Here is a 24428-nt window from a genome sequence, read left to right on the forward strand (position 1 = left end):
TCCCTCTCCTAATGGCGAGCAGGAGCCGGGCATCGCGCTCCCGGTCTGCCATGCGGCGGTCATCCACAAAACGACCCGGCGTTGAAGGGCCGACGGACACCCTCCGGTCCCGTTGGCGGGTAACGCCGGGTCGCATGTCAGGTTGCCTACCGGTCGACTTCCCAGAACATGGGATAGGACGACTGGATCAGTCCTTTCAGATCCGAGCGGAAGCCCGCCGGGATGGTGAACTGGCCCCACATGAGCGAGGGCACGAGTTCATACGCGATGACCTGGATCTCCGTCGCGATCTTCTTGCGCTCCTCCAGCGTGCTCGCCCGCGTGTAGGATTTCAGCAGCTCGGGAATTCGGTTGTCGCAGGACCAGCCGGGGAAGTCGTTGCAGGTCGCGGCCACATAGAAGTGCGTGAGCGGCGAGTACATGTCCGTGCCGTTGGAGTAGACCGGGAACATCGACCAGCCGTCCTTCTTGGCGCGGCGCGCGAGCACAGTTGGCCAGTCGCGCGGCTGCTGCTCCACGTTGAAGCCGACGTCCTTCATGTTCTGCACCAGGACGCGCGATGCGGTCTGGCTGATCGAGCCGGCGACCTCGAGCACAATCACCGGCTCGTTCTTGTAGCCGGCGGCCTTGAGCTCTGCGCGCGCCGCCGCCAGGTCCAACTTGGCCCCGCCGGCGCCGGCATCCGTGCTGAGCGGCGTGCCGCACATCCAGAAGGAGGGGCAGTCCTTGGTCTGGTACTTGTCGGGGACGCCGATGGCAGTGAGCGTCGCGTTCTGATCGACCAGCTTCCACATCACCTTGCGCACCGCCGGATTGTCGAACGGCGGGAAGGCATGGTTCAGGCGGAAGTTGCCCTGGAACTGGTGTATGCCTCCCAGGCCCAGCAGCTTGACGCTCTTCTCCTTCTCGAGGACCGGCAGCATGTCGAACGGCAGGTATTGCATGTAATCGATCTCGCCGGCGATCAGCGCGTTGGCGCCGGTCGACTGGTCGGGCATCACGCGCAAGGTGAGCTGGTCGATCTTCACGTTCTTGCCGCCCGTCAGGAAATCCGGGGCCTCCCTGCGCGGCACATAAGCGGCATTGCGCTCCAGGATCATGGCATTGCCGGGCCGCCACTGGTCCTTGACGAAGCGGAACGGGCCCGAGCCGATGGGCTCGGGAATGCGCTGGTCGGCTGGCGTTGCGGCCAGGCGGGCAGGCATCATCACCGGAAGCGGCGCGTTGGGCTTGCCCAGCACGTCCAGCAAGAGAGGAAACGGCTGCTTCAGGACGAACTTGATGGTCTTGGGATTGCTGGCCTCCAGCGTCTCGGTATCCGCCATCAGCATCTTGCCCAGCGGATCGCGCACCGACCAGCGCTTGAGGGACGCGACGCAATCCTCGGCCGTCACCGGGTTGCCGTCGTGCCACTTCAGCCCGTCGCGCAGCACGAAGGTCCAGGTCAGCTTGTCGGGACTGCTGTCGAAACTCTCGACCATCTGCGGCTTGATCTCGCCCTTGTCGTTCATGGCGAAGAGCGTGTCAAAGACGTGCGTGCCGAAGGTCCGCGTGATGGCCGCTGTGGTCGCGTGCGGGTCGAGGATCGTCACCTCGGACTCGAGGACGACCGTCAGCCCCTTGGCCGCCCTCGCCTCGCGCGGCCGAATCAACGACGCACTCGCCAGGGCGACACCGCCTGCCAGTGCCGTCCGACGTCCCAATACAGTGTTACGCATGTCAGGTTCCCTTAAGCCCCGGACGCGCACCGTAGCCGTCTTTCACTGTAAGCGAAACGGGCCGGCCCTCCTTTCGGAAGGCCGGCCCGCGACAGTCGAAACGGAGGACGGTCAGCCGGGTGAGAGAGGCCTGCAGGTCACACGATCCACGAAAGTGGTGACCGGCGGACCGTAGACGGGGAAGCCCCAACGTTCACCCGGCCCCGACGGCTGCAGCACGACCCGCGTGTCCTGCACCGGCCGGCCGCCGTTCGTGAACGTGCAGCCCACCACGCCTTCGACCACATTGGCGCTGTTGTTCGTCACGTAGAGGACGGACAGCCAATTCTGCTGCGGAACGGCCTGCAGCCAGGGGCTGTCGATTACCATCACCGGCACCGTCGGGCCTGCGGTGATGGGGACGGTACCCATCAGGCTACCCCTCGGACGCTGAACGACGACCTGTGTGCCGACCGTCTGGCTGTTCGGGTCGAAGGCCTTGTCGGCGGGCGTCTGGGGCGTTGCCGCCTGCTGCTGCAGGGTCTGATTGTCCTTGCTGACGTTCTCCGGCGTCCAAACCTTGCCGGTGCGCTCGTCCTTGAACTGCGTCAGGCCGTTCGCGGACACGCCAGCACCAACGGTTCCGGGCGCCTGCGCGAACGCGGTTGCAGAGGCCATTGCGGCGCCGCTGGCCAGAGTAGCGAGGATGAAGGCTCTGATCATGGTGAGCACTCCCTACATGTCGCGGAAGCGACGCTGCTCCCACTGGCCGACCTGGACCTCGGCTTCCTCCTTGGAGATGCCGTAGCGAGTCTGGATCTTGCCTACGAGTTGATCGCGCCGGCCCTCGATGGCGAGCAGGTCGTCATCCGTGAGCTTCCCCCACTGCTCCTTCACGGCGCCCTTTGTCTGGCCCCAGCTGCCCTTGAATTTTTCCCAGATCGTCTTGGCATCGCTCTGGGTCGTGGTCTGGCCCGTCGTCTGCGCGCTGGCGACCAGTGGCAGGGAAACGGCGGTGAGGCCCGCGCAGGCCGCGAGCATGGCGAGTGAACGCATGTGAATGTCCTCCTGGATGGGAGCTGATAACGACCCCGGCCGGCGGAGGTTGCCGGCCGACCGACGGGGCGGTCGGTCGGCTAGACCCAGAAGGATTTCAGGAGGAATGCGACCGGAATCACGATCAGCATCGCCGCGTAGAGATCCATCAGCTCGCCAGCCAGCGGACTGTGATCGGACTGGTCCGGCGTAACCATGTTCGACGCTTCGGGCACCTGCTTGGACTTCATCTTTCCCTCCACGATTGCCCCACGCTCGCCAGATGAACGCCGCAAAATCGTGCCCGGTTGCAGCAGTCGCGCGTGATTCGTCGAGTAGGCCGGTGGAGAACTTCAGGAAGCGCTTCGGACGGCGTGGTCCAGGGCCTGTTGAAGGTCCACCGAGGAATAGGGCTTCGAGATGAACTGCGTGCGCTCGGCCTGCGTCCCCGAGCGTCCGTAGCCGCTGGCGATGACGACCGGCAGCGCGGGATACTCTTCCCTCACTTTTGCTGCGAGTTCTTCGCCACTCATGCCGGGCAGCCCGACATCCGTCAGCAGCAGGTCGAAGCCCGGTTCGCGGGCAAGAAGGTCCAGCGCCGCCTCCCCGCTGCCGACGCCGGACACCGAGCAGCCAAGTCTTTCCAGCATGTCCGTCGTGGACATGCGCAGCACAACCTCGTCCTCGACGAAGAGCACGCGCCGCGGCCGGTGCGGTTCCGGTGACGAACCGGCCTCCTCGGACGGCGACCGGAGCGGCGGTGGCGGCACCGGACGCCGGTTGGCCAGGACACCGCGCAACTTTGCCGAAAGGGCGTCGCTGCTGTAGGGCTTGGCGATCATCGGATAGCCGGAACGGGTGTGGTCGGGGATGAGCCCGCGGGCGAAGCCGGACGTCAGGAGAACGCCGATACCAGGCTGCAGTCGTTGCGCCAGCTGCGCCAGTTCGACCGCGGTTATCGTTCCGGGCATCACGATGTCAGTGAATAGCAGGTCGAAGGCCGGGTCCTTCTCCAGGATGGCCGCCGCGACATCGGGATCCTCCGCCGCCTCGACCCGGTAGCCCCAGCCCGTTAGCATGTCGACCACCGCACGCCGGACGTCCTCGCTGTCCTCGACGACCAAAATCCGCTCGGTGCCGCTCACCGCACTGCCCTGATCGGATCTTTCCTCGGCAACCGGATCTTCGGTCTTCGGAAGATAGAGTTTGACGCTCGTCCCCTGGCCGATCGCGCTGTCGATGCGGATATGACCGTTCGACTGGCGCACGAAGCCGTAGACCATGCTGAGCCCCAGGCCAGTGCCCTTGCCGTCTCCCTTGGTCGTGAAAAAGGGATCGAATGCCTGGGCGGCGACCTCGGGCGGCATGCCGGTGCCCGTGTCGCTTACATCCACCAGCACGTAGGGCCCCGGGGTGACGTCGCGATGCAGCGCGGCATAGCGGCGGTCGAGCGTGGCGTTCGAAACCTCGACCCGGACAGTACCTCCATCGGGCATGGCGTCCCGCGCATTGATGGACAGGTTGAGGATCGCGTTCTCGAGCTGGCCCGCATCGATCTTCGCGTTCCACGGATCGTCGGCGACCCTGAGCTCGATGGCGATGCGCTCGCCCAGTGAGTGTCGCATCAGATCGGTCAGGTCGCCGACCAGCCGTGCCACGTTCGTCGGCTGCGGAGTCAGGGGCTGGCGGCGCGCGAAGGCAAGCAGCTGCTGGGTCAGACGCGCGCCACGGTCGGCCGCGGCCGTCGCGCTCTGAACGCGCGAGGCCATGGCGGCGTTGTCTCCGACCTCCCCCTTCAGCAGGTCGAGGTTGGCCCGGATCACCTGGAGGATGTTGTTGAAGTCGTGCGCCATGCCGCCGGTGAGCTGCCCGGTGGCCTCCATCTTCTGGCCCTGACGGAGCGCCGCCTCGTCATGCAGCTTCTCGGTGATGTCGACGCAACGCACCACGGCACCGCCGCCCGACATCTCGCCGCGATAGATCTCGTAGTCGTGGCCGCCATGCGCGACGCGGATGACCGCGGAGCCGTTGGACGACGCTGCACCGAGATCGAGCGGCCGCAGCAGCGCCTGCGTCGCGGGCGAGCGGTCCGACAGGAGCTGATCGAGGGTCGGCGGCGCCTGCTTGCCCGGCTCCCACTGGGCCAGCCCGGCGAAGGCCTCGTTCCAGGCCACCACCCGATGCTCGTCGTCGATTGCGAAAATCGGATCGCGCAAGCTCTCCAGGGTCGCCTGAAGCAGCTGCGAGCGCCCCGCCAGGGCAACCTGGCTGCGCTCCAGCCGCGTCGCACTGCTCACGACGATGTAGATGCCCACGATCAGGCAGACGAAGGCGCCGCCCATGACGAGCAGCCCAGCGATATCGGCCTGTTCCTGCTCCGACCGAAGCGCCGTCACGCGCCTGGCCAGCAGGAGCCGTTGCCCTTCGACCAATGCATCACCCAGCAGCCGGACCTGACCGAGCATCGCCCGCCCCGCGCCGGTACGATCGAGCGCCAGCGCGGCTTCGCGGCCGTTGACCTGATGGGCGTTGACCGTCGCGTTGAGCTGTTCGAACTTCTGCGCCGTGACGCTGCGGAACTCCTGGAACTGGCGCGTCGTGTCGGGGTCCCCCGCCACCATGTCCTCGAGCAATCGCATGTTCGATTCGATGCGCAGCCGCGCGCGCTCGTAGGGTTCGAGGCTGGTGACGTCGCCGGTCAGGAGAAAGCCGCGGATGCCGATCTCGGCGTCCTGCACCGCGATCACCATCTCGCGCATCAGCCCCATCGTCTCGTAGTTCGCGACGACGAGCCGCTGCTGGCGGGCGGCGGACTTGGAGTGGGTGAAGGCCAGCATGAGGCCGGTCGCTATCAGCACCGCCAGCGTGATGCCCGCGATCACGCCGGTCGATCGGGCGGATCGCAAAAGGCTAGGCATTGGCCGGATCGTCCGCCGCCGGTGTCGGGAACGTCACCACGACCCGGTTGCCGCCATCGGGCTTGCGCTCGATGCTGACCTCGCCGCCAAGCTGCATCGCCAGGCCGCGGATCAGCGTGAGAGCGAAACCGCCCCTTCCCTCGGGCACGGGCATCCCGATGTCGCGCGCCACGCCATTGTCCTCGATCACCAGCTGGACTTCCTCACCATGCTCGCTGGTTTCGATGCGAATCTCGGGCATCGGCGTCCGGCTGAAATCGTGGCTGAGGGCGATGCTCACGGCCTCGGTCACGATCAGGCCAATCGGGATCGCCGTATCCGGGCCCACCGCCATGATGGGCGCACGGATATGATACCGCGGTGCCTGGCGGCCCTGGGGAATGCGGCCCACCGAGATCTGCCGCACCAAGTCGCTGATGAATTGCTGGAAGTCGACCAGCGACCAACTCGACCGCTCGTACAGGTGGCGATGCAGGATCGACAGGGTGAGCACGCGGTTCTGTGCGTCGCCGAAGAAGCGCCGGATGCGCGGAGACCTGATCTCTCCGGCCTGCAGGTTGAGCAGACTCGAAATCATCTGGAGATTGTTCTTCACCCTGTGATGGATCTCACGAAGCATGTGGTCGCGCTGCTCGACATTCGCGCGCAGCGCGGCCTCGCGGCTGGCGATCGCTTCCGCCATCGCGCTCACACCGGCGGCCACCGAAGCCATCTCCGGCGACCAGGGCCGCGACGGCGACAGCACGATATTCTCTCCCCGCGCCACCTTGTCGGCGAAGTCCTGGATGTAGCGCAGCGGCTGCACGCACCAGCGGTCCGCTCCGAACCAGATCACCAGCAGGACGACGATCGCCGCTAGTACAATAAGGAGGAAATTGGCCCAGGCCGCGGACAAGGGTACCGCACCTTCCTTGCTCGGCGCCGACACCACGACAAAAAGCGCGCTACCACCGACAGGTCTCACCCGGAACTCGTAGAAGGACGCGTCCTGCCCCACGTCCGAGAAGGCAACCCGGCCGCCGATCAGCACTTCCGCAAGCCGCGCCGGCACCGGCAAGCGCCGCATCGACTGCGGGTCGCCGCCGATCGCCGCACCGGATCGGTCGACCACCGCCACGCCGATGCCCGAAGGGCCTCCCACCTGGGCGGCAGTCTCGGCCAGCGCCTTGAGCGTGATGCCGACCACACACATGCCCCTGAAGGCGCCATCCCGCATGACCGGCAACGCAATGGGGACGATCGCCCGGGAGGCGACGCGGCCCACGATTGTGTCGCCGGCGACGAAGCCCTTGGCCGATCGGACCTTCTGGAAGACGTCGCGGTCGCCGAAGCTCATGCCTATGGCCGTCGGAGCGGTCGCGCAACGCGCGACACCCTGATCGTCGGTCACCAACGCCGTGGAATACTGATCGGGATAGGCGGCAAGAATCCGGGTCAGATAGCCGTCGCATCGGCCGGCGGCTGCGGCCTCGCCACTGGCCGCTCTCTCGATCGATTCGTCGGCACATGCCGCCGCGAGCATCCTCTGCGAGGCTTCGAAAAGGCCGCTGTAGCGGGCTACGGACATGTCAGCGACCGCCCCGAGGGCAGCCGCCCGTCGGTCAATGCCGGCTGCCTCCTCCTTCTCAGCCTGCCAAGCCGCCAGCCCGAGGACGGGCAGCAACGCCAGCGCAACGAGCGTGACGAGCTTGGAGCGAAGCGACCATCGCGCCACGAACCGACTCGTTTCAGATCGATACGGTATCGAGCGCCTGGGCGATCGCCGCACGAAGCAGATCGGGGTCGAACGGCTTGGAGATCACGAAGGCCGGCTCGACCTGCTTACCCGTGAGGAGCCGTTCCGGGAAGCCCGTGACGAAAATCACCGGTACGGACATCGACTTCATGATCTGGTTGACCGCAGAGATGCCGCTGTCGGAGCCACGAAGCTGGATGTCCGCCAGCACGAGATGCGGCGAGTGCTTCTTGGCGAGCTCGACGGCGGTTTTTTCGGTTGCGGCGATGCCCACCACCTCGTGGCCGGCGTTGCGAACGATGTCGGCGACGTCGAGTGCGATGACGGCCTCGTCCTCGATCACGAGGATGCGAACGGAAGCGACGCGCTGCAATTCGCGGCGGGCTTCCTCGAGGCTCCGCTCCGCTTCGTCGGCACTCACGCCCAGGATGTGGGCCGCATCTGCCACGGTGAAACCCTCGAGCACCGTCAGGAGCAGCACCTGGCGCTGCATGGGTGCCATGTCCGTCAATGATTCCTTGAGGCGCCCGCGAACGCTCTCGCCGCCGGACGCCGCCTCTTCGATCTCCCCGAACGGCTGGCGCAACCGATGGAAGAGCGCGAACACGCCAACCTTGGTGTCCTCGGCCGCAGCGATGAGTTCGGGCTGCTGGACCGCAACCTCCGCGCACAGGCGAACCCATTCGTCTCCCTGCTGCTGCGAGCCGGTCACGGCGCGGGCGTACCGACGCAGGAAAGGAAGCGTCCTGGTGATCGCCTCCGACACTTTCTTCGATGCCACCTGCTCTTCAGCCACTTCGCTCTCCTCATCACTCGAAATTCGTCGCGCCGACTGCCCGTCCTGTCGGAGCCCCTACACTACGCCGTGTGGGCGCGTAGACAACTCGTCAACGGAGAGGCAATGCCCGCGCAGATCGGCCGCACTAGACTGCGGACGGGTCGGATTGCCGCTCCGCGCGGTCTCGCATCCCCGCCCGACCGCCTGGCTCGTACGCTATCGCTCGGGAGCCGTCACCGCGCCGATCGTTGCTCCCGCCGCGCCGCCGATCACGGCCCCCGCGACCGGATTGCCCACCGTAGAGCCCACGACGGCGCCGGTGCCTGCGCCGATCGCGCCGCCCGTCAACGCCCTGTCCACGGGACGATTGCCGCACGCCGCCGTCGCGAGCGCGACCATCGAAAAACACGCTATCGATATTGGTAGTTTCATGACTCCCCCGTTTCCCCGAGCAAGCGCTAGTGAAGCCAGCCCAGTACCCACATCAGCAGAAGCACGGGTATTGGCACGCCAAGAAACCACAGGATGGCTGCACGTCCCATACGATCCTCCCCGCATGTCGCAAAAGATGGTGGATTGGTCGGCCCAACAACGCTCGACGGGACGCTCGGTTCCCTGCGGCAACGATTCCCGGTGTGCATTCCCGACGTACGGCTCCCATATGTGGTTATCGATGACGATTTGCCCTTTCGGGTTGGCGCCGTGATCCCCAAGTGAGTGCGTGATGAAGGACGAGATCGTCGCGCTTCTCCCTGACCTGCGTGCGTTTGCACGCTTCATGTGCCGCGAACGCGAGGCCGCCGACGACCTTGTGCAGAACACCATCCTGGCCGCGCTCGACAAGCAGCAACAGTTCACACCCGGCACGAACCTGAAGGGTTGGCTGTTCACGATCATGCGCAACAGGTTCTACTCGGACCTGCGTACGCAGCGACGGCGTCCCCTGACGATCGACAATGAAGCCGCCACGCCACTGCCCGCCGTCGACAACCCCGAGGCCACCCTCGCCCTAAAGGAACTGTCTTCGGAACTGTGGAAGCTCAACCCGCAATCGCGGGAGGCTCTGGTCCTCGTCGGCGCCGGCGGCTTCTCCTACGAGGAGGCGGCCAGCCTTTGTGGTTGTTCGGTCGGAACCCTCAAGGCCAGGGTATCGCGCGCCCGCAAGTTTCTTTCCGAGAAGTTGCAATAAAATTCGTATCTTTTTTCGTTGTTTTTCAAAGGGTTATAAAAATTGCGACAACCTGCTGTAACCAAACTGCCCGCCAGACATTGGTTCACCAGACGACGCAACTTCTCGGGAGACAACAAAATGACCACGCAGACCCAGGACGCCGGCGATTTCCACGAACAGCTGAAGACGATCCTGCCCCGCCTGCGTATCTATGCCCTTTCGCTGACGCGTGACCGGGACCAGGCGGACGATCTGGTCCATGATACCGTCATCAAGGCACTCACGGGCCGCAACAGCTTTCAGCCCGGGACCAACCTGGCGGCCTGGCTGTTCCGCATCCAACGCAACGAGTTCATCTCCGGCCTGCGCCGTCGCCGTCCGACCGTTCCCGTCGACACCGCGATCGCGGAGACTCTCTCTCATCCCCCTCATCAGGACAGCGGGTTGGTTATGCGCGAGTTCATGTCGGCATTCGGTAAGCTCGCGGCCGCCCAGCGTGAGGCTCTTCTCCTCGCCGTCCTGGAAGGTCTTCCCTATGAGACGATCGCCGAACATACCGGCGTCTCCGTCGGCACGGTGAAGAGCCGCATCTCGCGCGCCCGCGATACGCTCGAGCGCCTGCTTCTCGAGGGCGAGACCCGGCGGCCAACGGAACCGGCTCGCGCTTCGGTGGAGCGGCGCAACGAAGACAAGCACGCTTCTGCCCACTAAGGCCCCTTTTCAGTCTCGCGTTTGAGTGCGACATAGTGATGAGCGGTCCCAGGGGGAGATTTGGATGGGTCGAACAGGATCCCGCGGAGAGGATTGCCGCCTCCGGGGAGAGTGTTATGGCGACCAATGACGACAAGCCGGAGGGCGGTCGCGCCGAGAAAGCGGCGCGAGCCAAGCCCAAGGGAACAGATCGCCCCTTCGACATGTGGCTGCACAAGCAGCTGCACGCGATGTATGACGAAATCGCCAGCGAGCCGCTGCCCGAGGATCTGCTCAACCTGATCGACAAGGACGCGGCGACGAGTGGAAAGAAGGGCTCTTCTGCGGACGAGCCCCCGAAGAAATAGCCGCAGACGGATCGTATCGCAGCCGGCCTTTAAACCGCCCCGCCCCGGGGCGGTTTTGTTTTGGGTGAAGTGCAATGGTCGCGGAACGCGCAAACAAAATGGCGGCGGTCTCGCGACCGCCGCCACCCTTGTCCGCAGTACGCCGGTCAGCCCGGCCAGCGTCCCGCGAACTCGTAAGCATGACGTCGGGCTAACGGCGCTGACCTGTTGGCGGTTCCTTTGCTCGGCTATAGAGGCGGTACGAAAAGGGGAGGCAACGCGATGAAACTGTTCGATCTTTCGGGACGGGTGGCGATCGTCACCGGCGGCAATGGCGGGATCGGTCTCGGCATGGCCAAGGGCATGGCACTGGCCGGCGCGACCGTGGTCGTGGCGGGCCGCAACGCCGAGAAGAACGACGCGGCCGTCGCGGAGTTGAAGGCGCTCGGCGCAGCGGCCAGCGCCATCGCGGTCGACGTTCTCCAGGAGGCATCGTGCCGCGCGCTCATTTCCAACACCGTGAAGGCCCATGGACGCCTCGACATCCTGGTCAACAATGCGGGCATCAACATCCGCAAGCAGCCTCAGGAATACACGCTGTCCGAATGGCACCAGGTGCTCGACAGCAACCTGACGAGCGCCTTCCTGTGCAGCCATGCCGCCTATCCCGAGATGAAGAAGGGCGGGCGCGGAAAGATGATCAACATCGGCTCGATGATGTCGATCTTCGGCGCCTCCTTCACCACCGCCTATGCCGCCAGCAAGGGCGGGATCGTGCAGATGACCAAGGCCATGGCGACCGCCTGGGCGAAGGACAACATCCAGGTGAACTCGATCCTGCCCGGTTGGATCGACACCGCGCTGACCCAGCGGGCGCGCCGCGACGTGCCGGCGCTGCATGACTCGGTGCTAAAGCGCACGCCTGCCGGGCGGTGGGGCACGCCGGAGGATTTCGCCGGCATCGCCGTTTTCCTGGCCGCCGAAGCATCGGACTATGTGACCGGCGCCGCCATCACGGTCGACGGCGGATACTCGGTCCAGGGATAGACATCAGGGCGAGACGATCCGGCAGTTGGCGCGATCGACGAACAGGTCGGTCTTCGGCCCGTAGATCGTGATGCCGCCTCGCACGCCCGCGCCGATGCCCGGCATCAGCACCCGCGTGTCCTCGACCAGCTTGCCGGCGTTGGTGAAGCGGCAATCGATCATCGGAGCCAGCGTGCCCGCGCTGTTGTTGTCGACGTAGAGCACGACCTGCCACCGTCGGGCCGGGACGGCGCGCAGGCTCGCATTGTCGAGCGTCACGAGGGGCGTGGTAGGGCCGGCCGACGGCGTCGACCAGCCGAGCGGGACGAAGACCGGGCGCTGGATCACGCGGCCCTCGATGCGCGCCGCCTGCGCCAGCGGGTCAAAGGCGAGGTCGGCCGGCGTCGGCTTGCCGATCGGGCCCTGCCCGACGTTCTGCGGCGTCCAGACCTGACCGGTCTTCGGATCACGAAACTCCGGACCGCCGGGCGTTGCCAGGATATCGACGCTGCTGCGCACCACCGACGCCGATCCCGCCGGAGTCTGCGCGATGGCCGGGGAGACGAGCACCGACGCGAAGAGGGCCGAGAGGAGAATCTTGGGCGTGAGCGGAGACATGGGTTTTCCTTTCGTCGAGGCCGATCTCAACCCAGAGCCAGCCGGGTTGCAACCCAGAGTCCGCCGGCCGCGATGGCCGGGCCGTAGGGGATGCGGGTTCGCATCCGGTCCCGCAGCGTCGCCTCTCCTCGTGCCGCCGGCATCGGACCGATCGGCGCGCCTGCCATGGCCGCCAATCCCATCAGTCCCCCTGTCAGAGCGGTGACCAGCAGCAGGTCGACGGCCAGCTCCGGGCCGGCGAACAGACCGACGCTGGCGAGAAGCTTCACATCGCCTCCGCCGAACATGCCTGCGGCAAAGGCAGTGGCCCCCAGCGCGAACAGTCCGATCGCACAGGCCAGTGAAAGGCCGAAGGACGACAACGGGAAGGAGCCCGCCGCCAAGCCCCCGGCACCGGTCCAGATCACGAAGAGGATGGCAATTGCGATCGAAACCCCGTTGCCGATGCGCAGGCGCCGCAGATCCTGCCAAGCGGCAGCAAACAGCAGCATGGACAGGGTCAGCAGGCAGGCGACCTGGAGCAGAACTCCAAGCTGCGGCAAGGCCTTCGACTACCGGTTAGTTGAGAGCGTTGGTCGCCGCGCCGAGAACATGACTCACCTTGCCGCTCACGGAGCGCATGGAGGCGATCGCGGCGACGGCGATCAGCGACGTGATGAGTGTGTACTCGACCGCCGTGGCGCCATCGGTGTTCTTCATCAAGCGGCGGAAAATCGAAAGCATTTCTATCTCCAGCTCAATATTGACGGCCGCCCAGCGGCCCACACCGAATCACTTAGCAACCGTACTTAAAGTGAATTGGCAGGTCAATTGAAACTAGACCAATTTGTGTCATCTTTTCTAACAATATGATTTTTATGAGGAATTTTGACGGGCCTTCCGCGATCGCCCTGCGAATCGGAGCGCCTTCGAAACTTTCCGAAATCAGAAATTCGACTCTGCGAAGCAAGTCGAAATGACCCGCGCCGCCGCCGTCCAGAAGCACAGCAAGGCCACACACCCGGCAAGCCACGGGAAGGCCATCGGGAAGAGACAGAACAGGACGAAGGCCAGGATCGTCTCCGTCCCTTCCATCAGGCCGGCCGCATGGAAGAACGACTTCCGCCCCCTCGCCCCGGTATCCGGCTCTCCCCGGCCGGCTGCCATGACGGCTCGTCCGAGGAAGGAAGCGCAGGTGCAGACGAAGGAGGCGAGCAACAGAGCCGCCCAGATGGAGTTTTCAGGCCTCGCCAGGGCGAAGCCCAGAGGGATCGCGGCATAGAAGGCCATGTCGCAGACGATATCGAGATAGCCACCCACGGCCGACGGCTGACCCTGTCTGGCGACGGCCCCATCCAGCCCGTCGAAAAGGCGGTTGATCAGGATCGCCCCCAGGGCCAGTCCATAGTGCCCGAACGCCAGCAGCGGCACGCAGGACAGCCCAATGGCGAGGCCGGCAAGGCTCAAGCCGTTGGCCGAAACACCGCGGTTTGCGATCCATGCGCCAGTGCGCGTAAGCGGCGGGTCGATCCAGCGGCGCAGGACGGGATCGAGCATCGGCGCCCCCGGGCTATTCGCGCGGCGGGATGCCCTTGTCGACGGAGCGCAGCGGCACGACGGCAGACGCCTCGGCGGCCTTGCGATCCTGCAGCGTCTGGCGCCGATGGGAGACGATGCTGAACGGGATCAGGCACAGATAGCCCAGCCCAATCAGCGAGAGCGCGATCCAGGGAGCGCTCGCCAGCACACCCATGACCAGCGCCGCCGCCAGGAGCGCCGGCAACACGAGATGGCGTGGGATCCGGCCCTTCTTGAAGGAGAATGTAGGCAGCCGGCTGACCATCAGGCCGCCGACGGCCACCAGCACGACCCCGACCACCACCGCATGACGCGGCCAGGCCGCCTCGATCTCGAAGCTCACCATCAGCGGCATCAGCGCGAGGAGCGCGCCGGCGGGGGCCGGGACGCCTGTGAAGAAGGAGCCTGTCCAGGCCGGCGGCGGCGTGTCGGCTTCCAGCGCCGTGTTGAAGCGCGCGAGGCGCAACGCCGAGCAGATCGGGAACATCAGCGTCACCACCCAGCCCAGCGCACCGGCATGGGAGAGCGACGCGAGGTACAGGACGATCGCCGGCGCCACGCCGAAGCAGAGGAAATCCGACAGCGAATCGAGTTCGGCACCAAACCGGCTGGTGACGCCAAGTCGCCGGGCAACCCGACCGTCCAGCGCGTCGAAAATCGCGGCCACGATGATCGCGATCACGGCCAGGCGAAGTTCCCCCTGCAGCCCGAACCGTATGGCGGTGAGGCCGGAACACAGTGCGGCGAGCGTCAGGACGTTGGGGATCAGGCGGTTGATGGAAAAACCGCGCAATCCGCTTCTCTGTGAACGCCGCTCGCTGTCCATGTCGCTGCTCCCGGACGCTAGAATTCAATGGCGACGCGCGGCCCCGCAACGACGGGATCGAGTTCGGCCATCACGGTTTCCCCGCCGATCATGCGCTGCCCCGGCGAAACCAGCAGGCGCGCGCCTTCGGGCAGGTAAAGGTCCGTACGACTACCAAAGCGGATATGGCCGAATCGTTCCCCGGCGACGACCGCCTGCCCCGGCTTGACGTAGCAGACGATACGGCGGGCCACGTATCCCGCGATCTGCACGCAGCCGATCAGCCGCCCGTCGGCGCGACGCAGGGCGAGCGCCGTCCGCTCGTTGTCCTCGCTCGCCTTGTCGGCATTGGCGCTCAGGAACTTGCCGGGCCGATAGGCGACCACCTCGATGGTGCCGGCGCAGGGGCTTCTATTGATGTGGACATCGAACACGCTGAGGAAGATCGACACGCGGGTCAGCGGCTTGTCCCCCAGTCCAAGCTCGGCGGGCGGCACGGCATCGACCACCATCTGGACAAGCCCGTCGGCCGGCGCGATCAGCAGCCCGTCATCCTGCGGCACACCGCGCGGCGGATCGCGGAAGAAGTAGATCGACCACAGGGTCACAACCATCAGCGGCCAGAACAGCCACGCCGCCCCGGTCAGGGCCGCGAGGAACGTCGCGGCCGCGAAAAGGCCGATGAAGCGCCAACCGTCCGCGAGGATCGGCACCAGGAAGTTTGCCATCATGTGTCGGACGCGCTCCGTTTGCGAAGGTCAGTTGACCTTGGGCAGGCTGAGAATCTGCCCCGGATATATCAGATCGGGATTTTTTACCTGATCTTTGTTTGCGGCGAAAATGACGGTGTGGTGCCAGCCCGCACCATAATGGGCCTGGGCGATGTTCCAGAGATTGTCGCCCTTCACGATATGCAGGCGCCGTGCGTCGCTGTTCGAGACCGGCGCCACGACGACGCGCTCGAACGGCAACTCGAGCCGTGCGACCGGCCTGCCATCCTGGGCAATCCGATCGAGCCGCAGCAGATGCTTGCCCTGCGCGACCGGTTCGGCCGGCCTGAGCCGCCACCGGCCGTCCGCCGCGGCCACGCCTTCGGCCACCATCTTGTCGTTCACATAGCCCCTGACCACGGTACCCGGTGCGGCAAGTCCCGAAACGGTGACATGGCCTTGATCGTCATAATCCACCGTCGACAGCGAGAGGTCGGCCGACTTGGGCAGGCCCGCCGTGGTCGGCGGCTGCACCACGGTGGCCACGCCGGTCGGCGGCGAGATCATCACCAGCGTCTCGGCGCGCGGCTGGGCCGACGCGCTCGCCGCCGGCGGTTCCGGCACCACCGCGACCACCGACTGTTCGGAGGTGAGCGGCGCCTTGCCTTCGATGTGCTGGACCACGCGCAGCTCGTGCTGGCCCACGCTGAGCGGCGGATCCTGGACGATGACGACCCATTCGCCTCGCGCGTCCGACTCGGCCTTGGCGATCTCCCGGCCGCCGTCGAGCAGGACGATCTTGGCCCCCGGCGCGGCGCGGCCGGCGATCACGGCCCGCCCGTCCGTCCCGATGCGGGCGACGTCGAAGGTCGGCACGCCCGCGTTCGTCGGCGGCGTGACCGTCGGGGATGCACCGGCCGGTGAGCCTGCGGGCGCGCTCCCGGTGCCCCCACTCGTCGGGCCGTTCGCGGCGGCAGTTGTCGCCGGGCCGCCGGATGCGGCGGTGCCGAGGACCTGGGCCGGACGGTCGATGGCGGCCTGCTCGGTCATCTTTCCGCGCCAGGCCACGCCCAGGGCAATCGCGATCACCACGGCGCCCACAGCGACCAGCCCGAAAACAGTTCGTGACATCGCCCTCCCCAAGGTGCGACCACCATCCCCATTGGCGTCGCAGCCAGCCTTTGCGTAACAATACCATGTCACACCCGCGCTGAAACGCGCTGGTTCGTCCCAGAAAAGCAGCTTTCGTGCCCGAGTTCACCCCCTCCTCCCTCTGTGTCTTCTGCGGTGCCCGCTTCGGCACCGATCCCGCCACCCGCGAGACCGCGGTCGGCCTCGGCCGCCTGCTGGCCCAAGAGGGCGTCACGCTGGTCTATGGCGGCGGCGGCGTCGGGCTGATGGGTCTGGTGGCCAACGCAGCCCTGGACGCCGGCGGCCGGGCGGTCGGGATCATCCCGAACTTCCTGCTGCAGCGCGAGGCGGGCCATCCGGCGCTTACCGAGACCGTGGTCGTCGAGACCATGCACGAGCGCAAGCTCCAGATGTTCGAGCGCTCCGATGCCTTCGTGGTCCTGCCGGGCGGCATCGGCACCCTGGAGGAATTCTTCGAGGTCCTGTCGTGGCGGACCCTCGGCCTGCACAGCAAGCCGATCGTCATCATCGACCAGGGCGGCTACTGGCAGCCGCTGGCGGCGCTCCTCAAGGGCGTGGTGGGCGGCGGCTTCGCCGAACCCACCCATCTCGACCATGTCGCCTTCGTGAACGACTTGAAGGACGTGCTGCCCGCGATTGCAGCAATGCCCCGCTCCGAAGGCTTCGAAAAGCGGCTGGACCGCGTCTGACGTTTGCAGACCGTGCGCGGGCAGGCCGCGTTGCAGCGCCCACGCCGCTTGGCTAGAACCGCGCCCGCATCGGCGTTGACGATGCGAAAGGAAGCATGATGCCGAAGATCAAGGTGAAGAATCCGATCGTCGAGATGGACGGCGACGAGATGACCCGCATCATCTGGTCGTTCATCAAGGACAAGCTTATCCTTCCCTACCTCGACATAGACCTGAAGTACTACGACCTCGGCATCGAGAACCGTGACGCCACCAACGACCAGGTGACGGTCGATTCGGCCAAGGCCACGCTTCGGTACGGCGTCGCCGTGAAATGCGCGACGATCACGCCGGACGAGCAGCGCGTGGAAGAGTTCAAGCTCAAGGAGATGTGGCGGTCGCCCAACGGCACGATCCGCAACATCATCGGCGGCACGATCTTCCGCGAGCCGATCGTCTGCAAGAACGTCCCCCGCCTCGTGCCGGGCTGGACGCATCCGATCGTCATCGGCCGCCACGCCTTCGGCGACCAGTATCGGGCCACCGACTTCGTGGTGCCGGGCAAGGGCAAGCTGACGGTCCGCTTCGAGGGTGAGGACGGCACGGTGATCGAGCGTGAGGTGTTCGACTTTCCGGCGGGCGGCGTCGCCATGACGATGTACAATCTCGACGAATCGATCATTGGCTTCGCGCGCAGTTCGTTCAACTACGGCCTGATGCGCGGCTGGCCGGTCTATCTGTCGACCAAGAACACCATCCTCAAGCGCTACGACGGTCGCTTCAAGGACCTCTTCCAGGAGGTCTTCGACAAGGAGTTCGCCGACAAGTTCAAGGCGAAGAACATCGGCTACCAGCACCGCCTGATCGACGACATGGTCGCCTCGGCGCTCAAGTGGCACGGCGAATTCGTGTGGGCCTGCAAGAACTACGACGGCGACGTGCAGTCCGACACGGTGGCGCAGGGCTTCGGCTCGCTGGGCCTGATGACGTCGGTGCTGCTGACGCCCGACGGCAAGACCGTCGAGGCCGAGGCCGCACATGGCACGGTGACGCGTCACTACCGCGAGCACCAGTTGGGCAAGCCGACCTCGACCAACCCGATCGCCTCGATCTTCGCATGGACGCAGGGGCTCAAGTATCGCGGCACGTTCGACGGCACGCCCGAGGTGGTCAAGTTCGCCGAGGCGCTGGAGAAGGTCTGCGTCGAGGCCGTCGAGAGCGGCAAGATGACCAAGGATCTCGCGCTGCTGATCGACAAGGGCCAGCCCTACATGACCACCGAGGAGTTCCTCTCGGTCCTCGACCACGACCTCACCGCCCGGATGGCGAGTTGGTAGAACGCCCTTGATCGTCGCGGGCGCCGACGGCTGCCGCACCGGCTGGGTGGTCTGCCGCCGCGACGTCGACGGCACCCTGGACATCAGAGTCTTGAAGACCCTCGCGGAAGCCTGCGAGGGTCTTTCCCTTTTGGCCGTGGACATGCCGATCGGCTTCATCGACGTGCCGCGCCCGCCGCGCGCCTGCGAGGTCGAGGCCCGCAGGCTCCTCCCCGGCAAGACCAGCTCGGTCTTCCCCACGCCCTGTCGGCCGGCACTCGGCTGCACCACCCACGCCGATGCCAATGCGCTCAGCAAGAGCCTCGGGATCGGCCTGACCCGGCAGACGTTCCATCTCTTTCCCAAAATGCGCGAAGTCGATGCGCTGATGCGCGGGCACCCGGCCCTGCAGGCGATCGTGCGGGAAGCGCACCCCGAACTGGCCTTCGCCCGCATGAACGGCGGCAAGCCGGTCCTCTCCAAGAAGCGCAAGCCGGAGGGCTTCGCCGAACGCCTCGCCCTGCTCGCGCGGCACGGCTTCAAGTGGACGCCGCAGACGCTTTCGGGCGCAGCCCACGACGACGTCCTCGACGCCATCGCGGTCTGCCGCACGGCCCTGCTGATCGCCGAGGGCAAGGCGACCCGCCTCGGCCCCGAGCACGACCGCGACCGTCACGGCCTGCCGATGAACATCTGGTACTAGTGCGAGAGCAACACGGGGAGGCGCAGATCGTCGAACACACCGGTCGTCGCGCCCCCCAGAACGAAGTCGCGGATGCGGGAATGGCCGAACCCTCCCATCGCGAGCAACTGGGCCCCCTCCGCCAGCGTCGTTTCCTGCAATGCCTGGGCAATCGTCCTGTCGCGAAGGTCGATCTCGATGGGATGCGCCGTGATCCCCCGCTTGCCCAGCGACGACGCTAGAAGACTGGCGATAGATGCACCGGCAAGGGGCTTCTCGTCCCGGACCGTCAGCACCGTGACGCGACCGCCCGGTACCAGAAGAGGCAGCGCGTCCCCGAGTGCGCGGGCGGCGACGCGGCTTGCGTCCCACGCCACGGCAATATGCTCGAGCTTCGACGTGGTATGGCCCGACTGCGGCACCAGAATGGTGGGCCGGCCGGACCCAAATACGACAGCCTCGATCACGTCCCGGGCTGTAGCCTCCTCCTTGGACCAGGGAAGTACCGCGAGGTCGTAGTATCGAGCTTCGGCGGCAGCCGCTTCGAAAACCCCACTCAGCAGGACCTTCCTGCTGGCACAATTCATGGCGGCAGCGGCGGCGACCCCGCGCACCAGGGTCTCGAGCCGGACGCATTCGGCCTTGCTCTTGTCTTCGGCCGCTTGAACCAGCGCGGGAATGTCGATCACGAGGCTAGCCAGTGGCGACTGCACTCTTGGAATGTCGACCGAGAAAGTCGTGACGTCGACCGTCCCTCCCAGCGCCGCGGCGAAACCGGCGGCCGACCGGATTGCTTCATCCGGAACGGCCTGCGGATAGGTCGACAGCGGCATGTAGGTCCTGCGGATCGTAATCATCTCGCTTCTCCAAAATGGCTGAACACGGTGCGAGACATCGCCAAAAGGGCCATCTCACATGGTGTGCAATTCTGGAGAATGCCCCCCAGTCCGCCCTTGATCTGGATCAATGGCGAAGCCGGGTCCCTACGTGGTCAGTGGTAGATGAAGAGTGGAACCGGTGCGCTGTCGAACAGGCGCCTCGTCGTTGAACCGAACAGGATCTCGCGAAAGCCACGGTGACCGAAGGCTCCCATCACGAGCAATCGCGCGCCGGTCTCCGACGCGCGTCTCAGCAGAACGTCGGCCGGATTCTCCGTCGTTTCGACAGCTTCGAGTTCACAATCGAAACCATGCAGACGCAGGTACGAGCGGGCGCGCTCGGCAGCCGTCACGGCCGCCGCAGCCTCGCGCGATACCGAGACGACCCGAACGTTGGCAGAACCAAAGACCCCCATCAAAGCGGCGATCTGCAGCGCCTTCGCCGACGGGGCGCTTCCGTCGTAGGCTACCATGACCGGCCCGCGCTCGTTCCAGTCGGGGCCGCACACCACGACGGGACGACATCCCTTTGCAATGATGTGGTCGACGAGCGGAGTCACTCCGTCGAGCGGCTCGAGATGGAAGTCGGTGTCCCGCCCGGTGACGACGAGATCGGATGTTTCGATGAGTCGAAGCAGTCCGACGCGAATGTCCGCATCGAGCGTCGTGCAAGGCGCATGCATGCCGGACTCGGCCAGAGCCCTTTCGAACATGGCGGGTAGTCCAGCAACGCGCTCGCGGCGCTCCCTTGCCAGTTCCTGCCGACGCCGGTACCGCTCGTAGCCCAGTTGCGCGCCACCCATGGGAACCGCTTCCGCGCCCTCGAGATCGCTGACGTCCAGTGCCGTCACACCCCTCACCCGAGCCCCACATTGTCGAGCCAGTCCAGCGGCGATCGCCCTCGCAGCGATCGCGGACGGAGTATCGTCGACAGTAACCAGTATTGAGCGCATTCAGCTCTCCGCGGCGGGATAGGGCAATGTGAAGATGACAAGGAGGCCCGCCTTGACGTCGATCAAGCCGTTTCTCTCCGTGCCGGAGCCAAGCCGCTCAGGCGACCTCTACTCCGGCTTGATCCCCGCCGCCTGAAGCACCGGCACCCAGATGGGTTCCTGCACCTTCAGCCAGTCGCCGAGTTGCTGTGGCGTGCCGCCCATGGCGACGAAGCCGCGCCTGGAGAGATCCTGCTTCTGTTCCGGCGTCGCCACCGCAGCATTCAGCGCCTCGTTCAGACGGGTGACGACCGCCGGCGGCGTGCCGGCCGGTGCGAGCAGCGTATAGACGATCGTGCCGTCGACATCGCCCGCGCCCAGTTCCTTGAAAGTCGGTATGAAGGGGGCGACCGACGAGCGCTCGAGCGAGGCCATCGCGTAGGGCTTCAGCTTCCCGGCGGCGATCTGCTGCGCCACGCTGGTGATGCTCGACATGCCGAGCTTTATATGGCCGCCCAGCAGGTCGGTCACCAGCGGGCCGGTGCCGCGGAATGGCACATGCGTCAGCCTGATACCGTTCAGCATGGCGAACTGCTCAGTCGACAGATGCATTGGCGTGGTGAGCCCCGCCGTGCCGTACTGAACCGAGCCCGGTGAAGCCTTGGCGGCCGCGATGATCGCTTTGAGGTCGGGCCAGGGTGCATCGAGACTGCCGACCAGGATCGACTCCTGCTTGGCGATGAAGCCGATCGGCACGAAGGCTGTCCGGGCGTCGAAGCCGAGCTTCGCGACGATGTGCGGATAGAGCGGCAGGTTGTTGGCGCTGACCACCAGCCAGTGACCGTCGGCCGGCTGCTTGGCGACGAACTCGTGCGCGATGCTGCCGCCGCCACCCCCCTTGTTGTCCACGATCATCGTGCCGCCTCCCGTGCCGCCGAGGGCCTTCTGCATCGGCTCCTGGATGGCACGGGCGAGCGAATCGGTGCCGCCGCCCGGCGGAAACGGCACGACGACGTGCACTGGCTGCAACGGGAAGCCCTGCCCGCGCGCCGACGGTGTCCCGCCCGCCGCGGCAGCGGCGAGCGGAAGGACCAGCATACTCCGCCGCCGGATCATCGGTCGGTGGAGCTCCTGACAGCCGCCGCACCGCCACCGACATCGATCTTCTGGCCGGTGTCCGTGAGCTTGCCGTTGTCGTTCTTGAACACCTGCAGGTTCTTCTCGTTCATGTTCTGCACGACGATGGCCGATCCGTCGCGCGAGAACGAGGCGCCCTGCGACCAGCCGCCGATCGGCGCCTCTCCGGTCTTGGTGAGGCCCGTGCCGTCGAGCTTGTAGAGCACGACCATGCCGTTGGGCTTGAATTGCGGCGCGTCCTTGGGCCGGGTCGAGCCGGCATGCGCGACGGCGGCGATCCATCGTCCGTCGCTCGACATCATCATGCCTTCGAGGTTCTCGTGACCGATGTCGGTGGTGCCCACGATCTTGCCGGTGGCGAGGTCGATCACGGTGAGGATGCCATTGGCCTTGGGATCCCCGAGGCTCGCGACGACGGCGGTCTTGCTGTCCGGCGTCACAGAAACGGCATAGGGGCGCGGCGCGACATCCAGCACGGAAGAAGAGGTGATGTTGTCGCCGCCGAGCTTCATCAGTTCGACCTTGGCGTCACCGTTGCGCGTCGCGACACCGGTCGCGCCGTCCGGCGAGACCGCCAGGTGGCTGAGCAGTGTTTTGGCATCCATCAGCGGCACCGTCTTCACCAGCTTCACGTCCTTGCCGTCGATCGACAGGATCGAGATCGAGCCCGCCATGCGGTTGGCCACGTAGGCTCGCTTGCCGTCCTTCGTGATCGAGATGCCGGCCGCGCCGGGACCGGTGTTGAGCGTTCCCAGGATCTTGCGGTCCTTGAGATCGATCACGGTCACGCGATCGTCGGGCACGAGCTTCGTCGGGTCGGCGGGGTCGATCTTCGACGAGGAGGCGATCAGCGCAATCGATTCGTCCGGGGTGATCGCGACCGAGAGCGGCGGGCCGACGACGCTGCCCGGCACGTTCGAGACGGTGCCGACCACCTTAACGGGCAGCGCCCCGAGATCCATGATCGTGACCGTGTCGGGCGGCGGATTGGGCAGATTGCGGTTGACCCCGTTCTCCTGGACGATCTTGTGATCGTTCGAAGAGACGGCAAGCTGGGCATACGCCTGTGGTGCGCCGAAACTCAAGGCAAGGCAGACGCCGGTGATAACGGTATTTCGCATGGGCTTCCTCCACGGCCGGCTCCTTGGTGGAGCGTTCGTGCCGTGGAAGACCCTAGCGCCTGCCCGAGGCGTGCGAAATCAATTTTCCGTAGTCGGTCCGAGCGGTCTCAGACCATCCCGAGGGCGTGCTTGTAGACATCCAGCAGCGTCTCCTGCTCGGCCCGGTCGGCCGCATCCATCGAGCGCAGGGAAATGATCTTGCGCATGGTCTTGACGTCGTAGCCGACGCCCTTGGCCTCGCTGTAGACGTCCTTGATGTCGCCGCCGATGGCCTTGCGCTCTTCCTCGAGCTTCTCGATACGCTCGACGAAGCTCTTCAGGCGGTCTGCGGAGATCGGGCCGGCTTTCGTCTTCTTGGAAATGTCGCTGCCGTCCGGCATGTCCCTACTCCTTGCTCTCGACCGCCGGACCATAGGGGGAGCGGACCCGTCGGCTCAATGATGACGATGCGATGAAAGGTGGGGATAACGGGGACGGCGCACGGCAGGGGGCCCTTCTATGCACGGGCCGGGAACCGCGCCCGCCAATGGCGTGCGATGTCAATGCCGCGACAGAACCAGACTCCCTCGCGGGCCGTCGCATGCTGCAGGAACTTGACGAGGCCGCCCGCGCGGCCCGGTCGTCCGATCAGCCGATCGTGCAGTCCGATCGACAGCAACTTCGGCGCCCCCGCAGCACCCTCCTCGTAGAGGATGTCGAAGGCGTCGCGCATGTACTCGAAGAAATCCTGGGCGGTCGAGAAGCCGGAGTTCGCGTCGAACCGGTTGTCGTTCGTCTCGTAGGAATACGGGATCACCAGATGGGGCCCGTTTGCGGTTTCCACCCAGTAGGGCAATTCGTCGGCAAGCGAATCCCGATCGTAGAGAAAGCCGCCCTCCTCGGCCACGAGCCGGCGTGTGTTCTCGCCGGGGCGCCCGGTCATCCAGCCCACCGGACGACTGCCGGCGAGGCGTGTCAGGATCTCCACCGCCTGGCGGATGTGCGCACGCTCGGTCGCCTCATCGACCTCGCCATAGTCGATCCAGCGATAGCCGTGGCTGACCATCTCGTGACCGCGTTCGACGCAGGCCCGCGCGAGCAGCGGATTCTGTTCCAGCGCCCGGGCAACGCCCAGCACGCTCACCGGGACCGAGAAACGCGCGAAGATGTCGAGGAGCCGCCACGCGCCGCGGCGGCTGCCATACTCGAAGACCGATTCGACGAGCGGCACCCGGCGGCTCGCCTTAGTCTCCACGCCGATGTCGTTCAGCATCCCCTCCGACACCGCATCGCCGTTGGCCAAGGTCGATTCGCCACCGCCCTCGACGTTGAGGTTGAAGTTGACGGCGATCCGCGCATTGCCCGGCCAGTGCGGATGGGGCGGCGTCTCGCCATAGCCGACGAGATCGCGGACTTTCATCGCGTCGGGGCGGATGTCGGTGGCGGCAGCGGAATCGAATGCGGACATTGGCGGCT

The 24428-nt window shown here is 65.9% G+C and carries 27 protein-coding genes and 1 pseudogene; 7 read left to right on the top strand and 21 right to left on the bottom strand.

Going from position 1 to position 24428, the window contains the following annotated elements; genetic code table 11:
• Window positions 1-146: 146 nt before the first annotated feature.
• The 8 genes from LJ725_RS22515 to LJ725_RS22550 form a co-directional block, all read right to left on the bottom strand.
• Entirely contained in the window at window positions 147-1718 is a 1572-nt protein-coding gene (locus LJ725_RS22515) for an ABC transporter substrate-binding protein (protein WP_230553196.1), read from the bottom strand.
• Window positions 1719-1829: 111 nt separating this feature from the next.
• Window positions 1830-2420, bottom strand: a complete 591-nt coding sequence (locus LJ725_RS22520) for a hypothetical protein (protein ID WP_230553197.1) — start codon at window positions 2418-2420, stop codon at window positions 1830-1832.
• 12 nt (window positions 2421-2432) lie between these two features.
• Window positions 2433-2639, bottom strand: a complete 207-nt coding sequence (locus LJ725_RS22525) for a CsbD family protein (RefSeq protein ID WP_230553323.1) — start codon at window positions 2637-2639, stop codon at window positions 2433-2435.
• 194 nt (window positions 2640-2833) lie between these two features.
• Entirely contained in the window at window positions 2834-2983 is a 150-nt protein-coding gene (locus tag LJ725_RS22530) for a hypothetical protein (RefSeq protein WP_230553198.1), read from the bottom strand.
• Window positions 2984-3085: 102 nt separating this feature from the next.
• Window positions 3086-5650: a response regulator gene (locus LJ725_RS22535; RefSeq protein WP_230553199.1), complete on the bottom strand. Its 2565-nt coding sequence runs from the start codon at window positions 5648-5650 to the stop codon at window positions 3086-3088.
• Window positions 5643-7364: a sensor histidine kinase gene (locus LJ725_RS29240; RefSeq protein ID WP_230553200.1), complete on the bottom strand. Its 1722-nt coding sequence runs from the start codon at window positions 7362-7364 to the stop codon at window positions 5643-5645. Before LJ725_RS29240 ends, LJ725_RS22535 begins: the two co-directional genes overlap by 8 nt.
• A 13-nt stretch (window positions 7365-7377) precedes the next feature.
• Window positions 7378-8181, bottom strand: coding sequence for a response regulator (locus LJ725_RS22545; protein WP_230553201.1), 804 nt, complete (start codon window positions 8179-8181; stop codon window positions 7378-7380).
• 198 nt (window positions 8182-8379) lie between these two features.
• Entirely contained in the window at window positions 8380-8523 is a 144-nt protein-coding gene (locus tag LJ725_RS22550; protein ID WP_230553202.1) for a YMGG-like glycine zipper-containing protein, read from the bottom strand.
• 364 nt (window positions 8524-8887) lie between these two features.
• Here LJ725_RS22550 and LJ725_RS22555 point away from each other — a divergent pair, with 364 nt between their 5' ends.
• The 4 genes from LJ725_RS22555 to LJ725_RS22570 all read left to right on the top strand — a co-directional run bounded on the left by LJ725_RS22555 (window position 8888) and on the right by LJ725_RS22570 (window position 11418).
• Window positions 8888-9352: a sigma-70 family RNA polymerase sigma factor gene (locus LJ725_RS22555; protein WP_230553203.1), complete on the top strand. Its 465-nt coding sequence runs from the start codon at window positions 8888-8890 to the stop codon at window positions 9350-9352.
• A gap of 42 nt (window positions 9353-9394) precedes the next feature.
• Window positions 9395-10045 (top strand): sigma-70 family RNA polymerase sigma factor, encoded by a 651-nt coding sequence (locus LJ725_RS22560; RefSeq protein WP_230553204.1) that lies wholly within the window; start codon window positions 9395-9397, stop codon window positions 10043-10045.
• A gap of 116 nt (window positions 10046-10161) precedes the next feature.
• Window positions 10162-10392, top strand: a complete 231-nt coding sequence (locus LJ725_RS22565) for a NepR family anti-sigma factor (protein ID WP_230553205.1) — start codon at window positions 10162-10164, stop codon at window positions 10390-10392.
• A gap of 261 nt (window positions 10393-10653) precedes the next feature.
• Complete coding sequence (locus tag LJ725_RS22570; RefSeq protein ID WP_230553206.1) at window positions 10654-11418, top strand: glucose 1-dehydrogenase; 765 nt, start codon at window positions 10654-10656, stop codon at window positions 11416-11418.
• Window positions 11419-11421: 3 nt separating this feature from the next.
• On the opposite strand, the gene LJ725_RS22575 is transcribed toward LJ725_RS22570, so the two are convergent.
• The 7 genes and pseudogenes from LJ725_RS22575 to LJ725_RS22605 all read right to left on the bottom strand — a co-directional run bounded on the left by LJ725_RS22575 (window position 11422) and on the right by LJ725_RS22605 (window position 16218).
• A complete protein-coding gene (locus tag LJ725_RS22575) occupies window positions 11422-12015 on the bottom strand; it encodes a hypothetical protein (RefSeq protein ID WP_230553207.1) in 594 nt (197 codons plus the stop codon).
• 26 nt (window positions 12016-12041) lie between these two features.
• Complete coding sequence (locus LJ725_RS22580) at window positions 12042-12506, bottom strand: A24 family peptidase (protein WP_230553208.1); 465 nt, start codon at window positions 12504-12506, stop codon at window positions 12042-12044.
• Between the two features lie 67 nt (window positions 12507-12573).
• Entirely contained in the window at window positions 12574-12738 is a 165-nt protein-coding gene (locus LJ725_RS22585; protein ID WP_082752294.1) for a Flp family type IVb pilin, read from the bottom strand.
• Between the two features lie 201 nt (window positions 12739-12939).
• A complete protein-coding gene (locus LJ725_RS22590; protein WP_230553209.1) occupies window positions 12940-13551 on the bottom strand; it encodes a CDP-alcohol phosphatidyltransferase family protein in 612 nt (203 codons plus the stop codon).
• A gap of 13 nt (window positions 13552-13564) precedes the next feature.
• Window positions 13565-14365 (bottom strand): CDP-diacylglycerol--serine O-phosphatidyltransferase, encoded by an 801-nt coding sequence (gene pssA, locus LJ725_RS22595; protein ID WP_230553210.1) that lies wholly within the window; start codon window positions 14363-14365, stop codon window positions 13565-13567.
• Window positions 14366-14415: 50 nt separating this feature from the next.
• Window positions 14416-15111 (bottom strand): annotated as a pseudogene (locus tag LJ725_RS22600) (phosphatidylserine decarboxylase); the annotation flags it as partial.
• A gap of 24 nt (window positions 15112-15135) precedes the next feature.
• A complete protein-coding gene (locus LJ725_RS22605; RefSeq protein ID WP_230553212.1) occupies window positions 15136-16218 on the bottom strand; it encodes a LysM peptidoglycan-binding domain-containing protein in 1083 nt (360 codons plus the stop codon).
• Between the two features lie 116 nt (window positions 16219-16334).
• On the opposite strand from LJ725_RS22605, the gene LJ725_RS22610 reads away from it, so the two are divergent.
• The 3 genes from LJ725_RS22610 to LJ725_RS22620 all read left to right on the top strand — a co-directional run bounded on the left by LJ725_RS22610 (window position 16335) and on the right by LJ725_RS22620 (window position 18926).
• Window positions 16335-16928, top strand: coding sequence for an LOG family protein (locus LJ725_RS22610; protein WP_230553213.1), 594 nt, complete (start codon window positions 16335-16337; stop codon window positions 16926-16928).
• 98 nt (window positions 16929-17026) lie between these two features.
• Window positions 17027-18244, top strand: coding sequence for an NADP-dependent isocitrate dehydrogenase (locus tag LJ725_RS22615; protein WP_230553214.1), 1218 nt, complete (start codon window positions 17027-17029; stop codon window positions 18242-18244).
• A gap of 7 nt (window positions 18245-18251) precedes the next feature.
• Window positions 18252-18926 (top strand): DUF429 domain-containing protein, encoded by a 675-nt coding sequence (locus tag LJ725_RS22620; RefSeq protein ID WP_230553215.1) that lies wholly within the window; start codon window positions 18252-18254, stop codon window positions 18924-18926.
• On the opposite strand, the gene LJ725_RS22625 is transcribed toward LJ725_RS22620, so the two are convergent.
• The 6 genes from LJ725_RS22625 to LJ725_RS22650 all read right to left on the bottom strand — a co-directional run bounded on the left by LJ725_RS22625 (window position 18923) and on the right by LJ725_RS22650 (window position 24420).
• Window positions 18923-19762: a universal stress protein gene (locus LJ725_RS22625; protein ID WP_230553216.1), complete on the bottom strand. Its 840-nt coding sequence runs from the start codon at window positions 19760-19762 to the stop codon at window positions 18923-18925. The genes LJ725_RS22620 and LJ725_RS22625 overlap by 4 nt on opposite strands.
• A gap of 134 nt (window positions 19763-19896) precedes the next feature.
• On the bottom strand, window positions 19897-20634 hold the full coding sequence (locus LJ725_RS22630) for a universal stress protein (RefSeq protein WP_230553217.1): 738 nt from the start codon (window positions 20632-20634) through the stop codon (window positions 19897-19899).
• Between the two features lie 210 nt (window positions 20635-20844).
• A complete protein-coding gene (locus tag LJ725_RS22635; RefSeq protein ID WP_230553218.1) occupies window positions 20845-21813 on the bottom strand; it encodes a Bug family tripartite tricarboxylate transporter substrate binding protein in 969 nt (322 codons plus the stop codon).
• Between the two features lie 14 nt (window positions 21814-21827).
• The gene (locus LJ725_RS22640) at window positions 21828-22973 is read right to left on the bottom strand and encodes a YncE family protein (protein ID WP_230553219.1); all 1146 of its coding nucleotides are present in this window, start codon (window positions 22971-22973) and stop codon (window positions 21828-21830) included.
• Window positions 22974-23080: 107 nt separating this feature from the next.
• Complete coding sequence (locus tag LJ725_RS22645) at window positions 23081-23353, bottom strand: DUF2312 domain-containing protein (RefSeq protein WP_230553220.1); 273 nt, start codon at window positions 23351-23353, stop codon at window positions 23081-23083.
• Between the two features lie 116 nt (window positions 23354-23469).
• Complete coding sequence (locus tag LJ725_RS22650; RefSeq protein ID WP_230553221.1) at window positions 23470-24420, bottom strand: polysaccharide deacetylase family protein; 951 nt, start codon at window positions 24418-24420, stop codon at window positions 23470-23472.
• Window positions 24421-24428: the final 8 nt, after the last annotated feature.

It is taken from the genome of Reyranella aquatilis (genome assembly GCF_020880995.1).
In the GTDB taxonomy this organism is placed as follows: domain Bacteria; phylum Pseudomonadota; class Alphaproteobacteria; order Reyranellales; family Reyranellaceae; genus Reyranella; species Reyranella aquatilis.

Bases quoted from the DNA above. Each gene is read 5' to 3' on its own strand.
- LJ725_RS22575 (WP_230553207.1), bottom strand. From the start codon at position 12,015: ATGTCTCCGCTCACGCCCAAGATTCTCCTCTCGGCCCTCTTCGCGTCG.
- LJ725_RS22530 (WP_230553198.1), bottom strand. From the start codon at position 2,983: ATGAAGTCCAAGCAGGTGCCCGAAGCGTCGAACATGGTTACGCCGGAC.
- LJ725_RS22635 (WP_230553218.1), bottom strand. From the start codon at position 21,813: ATGCTGGTCCTTCCGCTCGCCGCTGCCGCGGCGGGCGGGACACCGTCG.
- LJ725_RS22650 (WP_230553221.1), bottom strand. From the start codon at position 24,420: ATGTCCGCATTCGATTCCGCTGCCGCCACCGACATCCGCCCCGACGCG.
- LJ725_RS22640 (WP_230553219.1), bottom strand. From the start codon at position 22,973: ATGCGAAATACCGTTATCACCGGCGTCTGCCTTGCCTTGAGTTTCGGC.
- LJ725_RS22585 (WP_082752294.1), bottom strand. From the start codon at position 12,738: ATGCTTTCGATTTTCCGCCGCTTGATGAAGAACACCGATGGCGCCACG.
- LJ725_RS22570 (WP_230553206.1), top strand. From the start codon at position 10,654: ATGAAACTGTTCGATCTTTCGGGACGGGTGGCGATCGTCACCGGCGGC.
- LJ725_RS22555 (WP_230553203.1), top strand. From the start codon at position 8,888: ATGAAGGACGAGATCGTCGCGCTTCTCCCTGACCTGCGTGCGTTTGCA.
- LJ725_RS22645 (WP_230553220.1), bottom strand. From the start codon at position 23,353: ATGCCGGACGGCAGCGACATTTCCAAGAAGACGAAAGCCGGCCCGATC.
- LJ725_RS22605 (WP_230553212.1), bottom strand. From the start codon at position 16,218: ATGTCACGAACTGTTTTCGGGCTGGTCGCTGTGGGCGCCGTGGTGATC.
- LJ725_RS22520 (WP_230553197.1), bottom strand. From the start codon at position 2,420: ATGATCAGAGCCTTCATCCTCGCTACTCTGGCCAGCGGCGCCGCAATG.
- LJ725_RS22615 (WP_230553214.1), top strand. From the start codon at position 17,027: ATGCCGAAGATCAAGGTGAAGAATCCGATCGTCGAGATGGACGGCGAC.
- LJ725_RS22625 (WP_230553216.1), bottom strand. From the start codon at position 19,762: ATGATTACGATCCGCAGGACCTACATGCCGCTGTCGACCTATCCGCAG.
- LJ725_RS22590 (WP_230553209.1), bottom strand. From the start codon at position 13,551: ATGCTCGATCCCGTCCTGCGCCGCTGGATCGACCCGCCGCTTACGCGC.
- LJ725_RS22535 (WP_230553199.1), bottom strand. From the start codon at position 5,650: ATGCCTAGCCTTTTGCGATCCGCCCGATCGACCGGCGTGATCGCGGGC.
- LJ725_RS22565 (WP_230553205.1), top strand. From the start codon at position 10,162: ATGGCGACCAATGACGACAAGCCGGAGGGCGGTCGCGCCGAGAAAGCG.
- LJ725_RS22515 (WP_230553196.1), bottom strand. From the start codon at position 1,718: ATGCGTAACACTGTATTGGGACGTCGGACGGCACTGGCAGGCGGTGTC.
- LJ725_RS22580 (WP_230553208.1), bottom strand. From the start codon at position 12,506: ATGCTGCTGTTTGCTGCCGCTTGGCAGGATCTGCGGCGCCTGCGCATC.